Origin of the sequence: Faecalicatena fissicatena, assembly GCF_016900595.1 — a bacterium.
In the GTDB taxonomy this organism is placed as follows: Bacteria; Bacillota; Clostridia; order Lachnospirales; family Lachnospiraceae; genus Claveliimonas; species Claveliimonas intestinigallinarum.
Genome location: NZ_JACLYY010000031.1, coordinates 1 through 1,740 on the forward strand (window position 1 = coordinate 1; position 1,740 = coordinate 1,740).

Sequence of the window (1,740 nt, forward strand, 5' to 3'; positions counted from 1 at the left end):
CAGAACTTCTGCATTGAAATGCTCCTACTGTTTTAGTATGATAACACCACAGCCCGCGCCGGACGCCGGCCGGGACGTTCAACAAAAAGGAGCATCATCTATGCGAAAGATTCCTGCCGCCCTGCTCTCCCTGGCCCTGACGGCCTCCCTGACCGCCCCGCTGGCCTCGGCCGCCGGAACCGGAAGCACTCTGCCGGAGCTGGACGGCCACTGGAGCCAGTCCGCCTTCGAGCGCTGGCACGCCTACGGCATTGTAGAGGGTGACAGCCGCGGCATGCGTCCCGACGCCAACATGACCGTGGGCGAGTTTGCCGCCATTCTGAGCCGCGCGATGGGCTACACCGAGACTGTGGAGAACCCCTATGCCGATCTGAAGGGCACCGAATGGTACGCCCCCTACATCCTCCAGCTCACCGTCGCCGGGATTCTCCAGGGCGACGGCACCAACTGCAACGCCGAGGAGCCCATGAACCGGGAGCGGGCCACCGTGCTCTTTGCCCGGGCCCTGGGCATCCGTCCCACCGCCCAGCCGGATCTGAGCGGCTTTGTGGACGGCAAGGACGCCGCCGACTGGTCGGCCGGGTACATTGACGCCATGGCGAAGGATGGCATCATCCAGGGCGTGGGCAACCAGACTCTGGCCCTCGGGTCCAGCATCACCCGCGGCTCCGTGGTCAAAATACTGGACAGCTCCGTGGCCGAATATGCCGTGGAGGAGGGCGCCACCATCGACCAAGATGTGGACGGCATCCTGCTGGTGGCCGCCGATGATATCACCGTGGACGGCGCCGCCGTGTCCGGCAATCTGCTTGTAGCCCCCAAAGCCGGCGAGGCCAATCTGACCGTGAAGAACGCCAGGCTGGAGCGGGATCTGCGGGTTTCCACCCACGGCGCCACCCTGACTATGGCCGATTCCCAGGTGGAGGGCGACGTGGCCCTCTCCGGTGACCGCGCCAGCCTGACCCTGGGCAGCGGCGCGCAGCTTGCCCGTCTGGCTGTGGACGGGGCCGGCAGCTCCGTGTCCGTGGAGAGCGGTGCCTCTGTGGAGACCCTGACCGCCCGCGCCGCCGTCAAGGTGGACAACCAGGGCGCCATTAACAAGGCGGAGGTACAGGCCGACAACGTGGTGCTTGACGGCAAGCGTCCCGCCCACGTGGAGGTCGCCGACGATGTGGCCCCGCCCCAGAACAGTGAGGGCGAGGAGGTCACCGGCTCCGAGGACAGCCAGGAACCCGGCCAGGGTGGCGGCGGTTCCGGCGGGGGCGGCGGCTCCGTGTCTGAGGAGGCCGTAGCCGGCATCGTAGGCGTCCACCCTGTGGATCAGGACGGGGGCGAGGAGGACATGCCCTCCGTCACCGCCAAGGCCACCAAGAAAACCGGGGAGAACTTTGTCCGCATCGCCCTGTCCACCGACGGCGTGGTGCCCATCCACCAGAGCGAGGGTGCCGGCAAGGGCGCCTGGGTAGGCGTGGCCATTGAGGCCCCCGAGGGCTATGAGCAGGGCACCTTCCAGTACCACTTCGGCACCGAGGCCAGCGCCGAGGCCACCCAAAGCGCGGCCATCACGGAGGACTCCTCCATCGGCCAGGGCAAGTATGCGGTGTTCTTCCTCAACGCCTCCTCCACCGCGCCCAAGACCCACATCACCGTGAAGTGGGAGGGACAGGAGGCCGTGCAGTACGTGGTGGACCTGTCCGGCGTGCAGACGCCCGCCGTCAAGCCTGTCTCTTATACACATCT

1 protein-coding gene is annotated in these 1,740 nt (G+C 66.9%); it reads left to right on the forward strand.

Annotation, left to right across the window (positions count from 1 at the left end):
* Positions 1–100: 100 nt before the first annotated feature.
* Positions 101–1,740: S-layer homology domain-containing protein (locus H7U36_RS14975; protein WP_205156425.1), on the forward strand; the 1,640-nt coding region annotated here is incomplete at its 3' end.